Origin of the sequence: Rubrimonas sp., from assembly GCF_036788415.1 — a bacterium.
In the GTDB taxonomy this organism is placed as follows: Bacteria; Pseudomonadota; Alphaproteobacteria; order Rhodobacterales; family Rhodobacteraceae; genus Rubrimonas.
Genome location: NZ_DAIQNN010000036.1, coordinates 21,196 through 27,870 on the forward strand (window position 1 = coordinate 21,196; position 6,675 = coordinate 27,870).

General features: G+C 72.9%; 4 protein-coding genes. All 4 read left to right on the plus strand.

Going from position 1 to position 6,675, the window contains the following annotated elements:
* The first annotated feature begins 10 nt into the window (after positions 1-10).
* The 4 genes from V7Q31_RS10305 (at position 11) to pheT (ending at position 6,494) form a co-directional block, all read left to right on the plus strand.
* Entirely contained in the window at positions 11-1,243 is a 1,233-nt protein-coding gene (locus V7Q31_RS10305; protein ID WP_333833716.1) for a CaiB/BaiF CoA transferase family protein, read from the plus strand.
* Between the two features lie 154 nt (positions 1,244-1,397).
* A complete protein-coding gene (gene yghX, locus V7Q31_RS10310; protein ID WP_333833717.1) occupies positions 1,398-2,297 on the plus strand; it encodes a YghX family hydrolase in 900 nt (299 codons plus the stop codon).
* Between the two features lie 67 nt (positions 2,298-2,364).
* Complete coding sequence (gene purH, locus V7Q31_RS10315; protein WP_333833718.1) at positions 2,365-3,957, plus strand: bifunctional phosphoribosylaminoimidazolecarboxamide formyltransferase/IMP cyclohydrolase; 1,593 nt, start codon at positions 2,365-2,367, stop codon at positions 3,955-3,957.
* A gap of 101 nt (positions 3,958-4,058) precedes the next feature.
* Positions 4,059-6,494, plus strand: a complete 2,436-nt coding sequence (pheT, locus tag V7Q31_RS10320) for a phenylalanine--tRNA ligase subunit beta (RefSeq protein WP_333833719.1) — start codon at positions 4,059-4,061, stop codon at positions 6,492-6,494.
* Positions 6,495-6,675 lie beyond the last annotated feature (181 nt).

A 6,675-nucleotide genomic window follows, 5' to 3' on the forward strand; every position in this document is an offset into this window, starting at 1 on the left:
GAGGCCCAGCATGCCCGACGCTCCCGACCCGACCGCCGGCGCCGACGACCTGCCGCTGCGCGGGCTTCGGGTGATCGACGTGGCGACGATCATCGCCGCGCCCTATGCGGCGACCATCCTCGGCGAGTTCGGCGCGGAGGTGCTCAAGGTCGAGCACCCGATCGGCGGCGACCCCGCGCGCAATTTCGGCACCGCCACCTCCGTCAACGACACGCTCTGCTGGATGAGCGAGGGCCGCAACAAGAAGTCGGTGACCATCGACCTGCACTCAAAAGACGGCGCCGAGCTTTTCAAGAAGCTCGTCGCCTCCGCCGACGTGCTGTGCGAGAATTTCCGCCCCGGCACGCTGGAGAAATGGGGCCTCGGCTGGGAAGTCCTGCGCGAGGTCAATCCGCGGCTGGTGATGCTGCGGGTCTCGGGCTACGGCCAGACCGGCCCGTACAAGGACCGGCCAGGCTTCGCGCGCATCGCCCATGCGGTGGGCGGCATCGCCTATCTGACCGGCATGCCGCGCGGCACCCCCGTCACCCCCGGCTCGACCACTTTCGGCGACTACGCCTCGGGGCTTTACGGCTGCGTCGGCGCGCTGATGGCGCTGCGCCACCGCGACCGCACGGGGCGCGGACAGTACATCGACGTGGCGCTCTACGAATCCGTCTTCCGCTGCACCGACGAGCTCGCGCCCGCCTACGCGGCCACCGGCTTCGTGCGCGAGCGGCAGGGGCCGCATTACGCCATCGCCTGCCCGCTCGGCCATTTCCGCACCAAGGACGACAAATGGGTCGCCATCGCCTGCACCACCGACAAGATGTTCGAGCGGCTCTGCGCGGCGATGGAGCGGACGGAGCTGGCCTCGTCCAGCATTTACGGCGATCAGCGCACGCGGCTGGATAACCGCCACGACGTCAACCAGATCGTGCGCGACTGGTGCGATTCGCTGACGCGCGCCGACGTTCTGGCGCGCTGCCGGGCGCATGACGCCCCGGCGGGTCCCCTCAACGACATCGCCGACATCTTCGCCGACCGGCAGGTCCATGCGCGGCGCAACCTCGTGGCGATGGACGACGCCGACACCGGCGAGGTCATCGTCGTGCCCAACACCACGCCGCGGCTGTCGCGCACGCCGGGGCGGGTCCGCACGCTCGGCCCCCGGCTCGGCGCGCACACCGACGAGGTCATGCGCGACCTGCTCGGCCTGTCCGACGCCGAGATCGCGCGGCTGCGCGAGACCCATGTGATCTGAACCGCCCGGCCCGAATTTCGCGGCGGGGGCTCCCGGGGTCCCGGCTCCGAGGGGGCGGACGCGCCGCCGCCCGATGGCCGGCCCCGCGCAACCGCGCTACCTTCTCGCCAGACCGGCGCGCGAGACCGGCGAGTTCGACTCAGGGAGACAGGCGATGACGACGCGCAAGACGGCTGCGGATTTTCCCCCGCGCCTCCTCGAAGTGTTCGACGGCTATGTCCATGGCCGCATCACCAAGCGGCAGTTCCTCGACGAAGCCGCGAAATACGCCGTCGGCGGGCTGACCGCGGCGGCGCTGCTCGACAGCCTCCGCCCCGACTACGCGCTGGCCCAGCAGGTTGCGCCCGACGACGCCGCCATCGCGACCGAGCGCGTCTCCTACCCCTCGCCGAACGGGCACGGATCGGTGAACGCGCTGGTCGCCCGTCCCGCCGATGCGACGGGCAAGCTGCCCGCCGTCCTCGTGGTCCACGAGAACCGCGGCCTCAACCCCTACATCGAGGACGTGGTGCGCCGGCTCGGCAAGGCGGGCTATCTCGCGATGGGGCCGGACGGGCTGACGCCCTTCGGCGGCTATCCGGGGACCGACGAGGAAGGCCGCGAGATGCAGCGCCAGCTCGACCCCGTGAAGCTGATGAACGACTTCTTCGCGGGCTTCGAGCATCTGCTCGCCCATCCGGACTCCACCGGCAAGGTGGGCGCGGTCGGCTTCTGCTATGGCGGCGGCGTGTGCAACGCGCTGGCGGTCGCCTATGAGAGCCTCGCGGCGTCCGTCCCCTTTTACGGCCGGCAGGCCGATGCGGCGGACGTCCCCGCGATCCGGGCGCCGCTCCAGATCCACTACGCCGAACTCGACGAGCGCATCAACGCCGGCTGGCCGGCCTATGAGGCGGCGCTCAAGGAGCACGGCAAGACCTACGAGGCCTACATCTATCCCGGCGTCAATCACGGCTTCCACAACGACAGCACGCCCCGCTACGACGCGGCGGCGGCGGAACTGGCGTGGTCGCGGACGCTGGAGTTCTTCGCGCGGCATCTCGGCGCCGACGCCTGAGGGGGTTGAACGGCGGGGTCCGAGCCTCTAAGCCCGCCGGCGCCGCAGGCCGCGAAAGGACCCCGCCATGACCGCCGACATCCGCCCGATCCGACGCGCCCTGCTGTCGGTCTCCGACAAGAGCGGTCTGGCGGACTTCGCAGCGGCGCTCGCCGCGCGCGGGGTCGAACTGGTCTCGACCGGGGGCACGGCGGCGGCGCTGCGGGCCGCGGGCCTCGCCGTGCGCGACGTGGCCGAGATCACCGGTTTCCCCGAGATGCTGGAGGGCCGGGTCAAGACGCTGCATCCCGCCGTGCATGGCGGCCTGCTCGCGCGCCGCGACGCGCCAGAGCACATGGCGGCGCTGGCCGCGCACGGGATCGGCGAGATCGACCTGCTGGGGGTCAACCTCTACCCGTTCGAGGCGACCGTCGCCTCGGGCGCCGATCCCGCGACCTGCGTCGAGAACATCGACATCGGCGGCCCGGCGATGATCCGCGCCGCCGCCAAGAACCACGACGCCGTCGCGGTCGTGACCGACCCCGCCGACTGCGCCGACATCCTCGCCGAACTGGAAGCGCATGGCGGGACGACGCTGGCGCTGCGCCGCCGGCTCGCGGCGGAGGCCTATGCGCTGACCGCCGCCTACGACGCCGCCGTCTCGGCCTGGATGGCGGCTCAGGCGGACCTCGCCGCGCCGCGCCGGCGCGCGGTGGCGGGCGTTCTGGCGCAGCCGCTGCGCTATGGCGAGAATCCGCATCAGGGCGCGGCCTTCTATGTCGGCGGCCCGGCCCGGCAGGGCGTCGCCACCGCGCGCCAGCTTCAGGGCAAGGAGCTGAGCTACAACAACATCGCCGACACCGACGCCGCTTTCGAGGCGCTGGCCGAGCTCGACCGGCCCGATTTCGCCGGGCGGGCGGCCTGCGTGATCGTCAAGCACGCCAACCCCTGCGGCGCGGCGCTGGGCGAAACCCCGGCGCAGGCCTACGCCCGCGCCTTCGACTGCGACCGCACCTCGGCCTTCGGCGGCATCGTCGCGCTCAACCGCCCGCTCGACGCCGAGACCGCCCGCGCCATCGCCGCGATCTTCACCGAAGTCGTGATCGCGCCCGGCGCCTCCGACGAGGCCCGCGCGCTCTTCGCCGCCAAGCCGAACCTGCGCCTGCTGCTGACCGACGCAATCCCCGACGCCGCCGCTCCGGGCCTTGCGTGGAAGCAGGTCGCCGGCGGCTGGCTCGCGCAGGACCGCGACGCCGCCCTGCTCGAAGACCTCCGCGTCGTCACCCGCCGCGCCCCGACCGACGCCGAACTCGCCGATCTGCGCTTCGCCTGGGCGGTGGCCAAGCACGTCAAGTCCAACGCCATCGTCTACGCCAAGGGCGGCGCGACCGTGGGCGTCGGCGCCGGCCAGATGAGCCGGCTCGACAGCACCCGCATCGCCGCCCGCAAGGCCGCCGAGATGGGCGCGGCGCTCGGCCTGCCCGACAGCCCCGCCATCGGCTCGGTCGCGGCGTCCGACGCCTTCTTCCCCTTCGCCGACGGGCTGGAGACGGTGGCGGAGGCCGGCGCGACGGCGGTGATCCAGCCCGGCGGCTCGGTGCGCGACGCCGAGGTGATCGCGGCGGCGGATGGGCGGGGGATTGCGATGGTATTCACGGGCATGCGCCATTTCCGCCATTGAGGGCGCGGCCCGAACGAGGCCATTGAGGGCGCGGCTCTTGGCGCTGGGGGTCGCGATGGCGTAAGAGGCCGCGACGCAAGGGATCACGGGGCGCGCGGGCGATGAAATTCACGCTGGGCTGGCTGAAGGAGCATCTGGAGACCGACGCGTCGGTCGAGCGGATCGCCGAGGCGCTGACCGATCTCGGCCTCGAGGTCGAGGGCGTCGAGGACCCCGCGGCGACGCTCGGCGCCTTCCGCATCGCGCGCGTGATCGAGGCGGGCCCCCACCCCGACGCAGACAAGCTGCGCGTGTGCCGCGTCGAGACATGGCCCGACGGGCCCGGGGGGCCGTCGGTCGAGGTGCAGGTCGTCTGCGGCGCGCCGAACGCGCGCACGGGGCTCGTCGGCGTGTTCGCCCCGCCGGGCACCCACATCCCCGGCACCGGGCTCGACCTGAAGCCCGGCGTGATAAGGGGCGTCGAATCCAACGGCATGCTCTGCTCGGAGCGCGAACTGACCCTGTCGGACGCGCATGACGGCATCATCGACCTCGCCCCCGACGCGCCGCTCGGGGCGCGGTTCATCGACTACGCCGACCTCGCCGATCCGGTGATCGAGATCGCCATCACGCCCAACCGTCCGGACGCGCTGGGCGTGGCCGGGATCGCGCGCGATCTGGCCGCGCGCGGGCTCGGGCGGCTGATCACTCCGGCGATCGAGGCGGTTTCCGGCGCTTTCCCCTGTCCGGTCCCAGTGACTCTGGCGCCTGACGTGGCGGAGGAGGCCTGCCCGCTCTTCATCGGTCGCGTCGTGCGCGGGGTGAAGAACGGCCCGAGCCCGGATTGGCTCCAGAAGAAGCTCCGCGCCATCGGGCTCAGGCCGATCTCCGCGCTGGTGGACGTGACCAATTTCCTCACCCTCGACCGCGCCCGCCCGCTGCACGTCTTCGACGCGGACAAAGTGTCGGGCGGGCTGACCGTGCGGCTGTCGCGCGCCGGCGAAAGCCTGCTCGCGCTCGACGGCAAGACCTATGTCTTCGACGATGCGATGACCGTGATCTGCGTCGGCGAGGCGGTGGAGTCCATCGGCGGGGTGATGGGCGGCGAGGCCTCGGGCGTCACTGAGGCGACGACCACCGTCTTCATCGAGGCCGCCTATTTCGACCCCACCCGCACGGCGGCGACCGGGCGCAAACTCCGCGTCTCCTCCGACGCGCGCTACCGCTTCGAGCGCGGGATCGATCCCGCCTTCACCCGCGACGGGCTTGAGCTCGCGACGCGGCTGATCCTCGACATCTGCGGCGGCGAGGCGTCGGAGGTCGTCGTCGCCGGCGCGGTTCCGGACTCAGCGCGCAGCTACGCCCTCGCCCCCGCCCGCGTCTCCAGCCTCGTCGGCATGGAGATCGCGCCGGAGCGGCAGGTCGAGACCCTGCGCGCGCTCGGCTTTTCAGTCGAGCCGGAGGGCGCGGGCTTCCGTGTCGCCCCGCCGAGCTGGCGGCCCGACATCCGCGGCGAGGCCGATCTCGTCGAGGAGATCGCGCGCGTCGAATCGCTGACCAAGCTGCAGTCCCAGCCGCTGCCGCGCGGCGCGCAGGGCCCGCTGCCGCCGGCGCTGACCCCGATGCAGCGCCGCGCGCGGATGGCGCGGCGCGCCCTCGCCGCGTCGGGGCTGTGCGAATGCGTGACCTACAGCTTCACCTCGGGCGCGGCGGCGGCGCTGTGCGGCGGGGGCGGCGACGCGCTGGCGCTCGAGAACCCGATCTCCTCGGATCTGTCGCACATGCGCCCGTCGCCGCTGCCGAACCTGCTGGCCGCCGTGGCGCGCAATCAGGCGCGAGGGGCCGAAACGGTCGCGCTGTTCGAGGTCGGCCCGGGCTTTCACGGCGCCGAGCCCGGCGAGCAGACCGAGCAGGCCTGCCTGGTGCGCGCGGGCGTCACCGCCCCGCGCGACTGGTCCGGCGAACGCCGCCCGGTCGATCTGTGGGACGCGCGCGCCGACGCCGAAGCCCTGCTGGCGGCCTGCGGCGTCGCGCCCGACAAGGCGACCGTGGCGCGCGAAGCGCCGGACTGGATGCATCCGGGCCGGTCGGCGGCGCTCAAGCTCGGGCCGAAGACGACGCTCGCCGTGTTCGGCGAACTGCACCCGAAGCTGCTGGCGGCGATGGACGTGAAAGGGCCGGTGGTTGCGGTGCTCGCCGACCTCGCGGCGGCCCCCTTCCCTAAGGCGAAGGGCGCGGCGCGGCCTGCGCTCGCGGCGTCGGACCTTCAGGCGGTCGAGCGCGACTTCGCCTTCGTCGTGGACGCCCGCGTCGAGGCGGCGGCCCTGCTGCGCGCGGCGCGCGGGGCCGAGAAGAAGCTCATCGCGGCGGCGAGCGTCTTCGACGTGTTCGAAGGTCCCCGCGCCGAGGCCCAGTTCGGGGCCGGCCGGAAATCCATCGCGCTGTCGGTGCGGTTGCAGCCGACCGAACGCACGCTGACCGACGAGGAGATCGAGGCGGTCGCCGCGAAAGTCGTCGGCGCCGTCGAAGTCGCCGTGGGCGGGGCACTGCGCGCCTGAGGCGCGCTGCCCTCCTCCGAACGCGCCCGCCCTGCGCAAGCCGACCGCATGACGCCGCGGGCGACCGCCCCAGAAGCGCGCCTGCCCTCTGGGGTGACTGTCAAACGGCATTGAAACGGGACCCCCTATCGGCGTCGAAAAGGGACCCCCGCTGGCGGTGAGGAGACGGGCCTGACGCGCC